Below are 348 nucleotides of genomic sequence, written 5' to 3'. Positions count from 1 at the left end.
TTCTGGCTCTTTCTTTTGTTCTGCTATTATTGACCGAAAGGAGACTGCCACGCATAATTTCTTCAGACCTTTCCATTCAAACGTGAAATCAATAAGTTCATCAGGGACATCGCAAACAATGTGAAGACGGATTTCTTCTCTGCCGTGACTCTTTTCACTCATTGCGTAACTGTCATGCTCTGGATTATTTAATTCTTTCAGCGGAAATTTTTCCTCGAAGGCTTTATTTAGCCGCCCCTGGTTTCCTTTTACAGCGAATAAATAATCACCTCCCTGTTTTTGTATCTTCTCTGCAATATCTTTCTGGCAACCCATCGCATCAGTTGTGATGATTTTTCCTTTAATATC

General features: G+C 39.7%; 1 protein-coding gene. It reads right to left on the bottom strand.

Annotated features, from left to right (window positions below; genetic code table 11):
* Positions 1 to 348 (bottom strand): ISAs1 family transposase (locus BEB54_RS28360; RefSeq protein WP_123059770.1); only part of this gene is annotated, 348 nt, incomplete at both ends.

The organism is Escherichia sp. MOD1-EC6021, assembly GCF_002965245.1.
Taxonomy (GTDB): domain Bacteria; phylum Pseudomonadota; class Gammaproteobacteria; order Enterobacterales; family Enterobacteriaceae; genus Escherichia; species Escherichia coli_F.
This window is presented reverse-complemented; position numbering and strand designations above follow the sequence as displayed.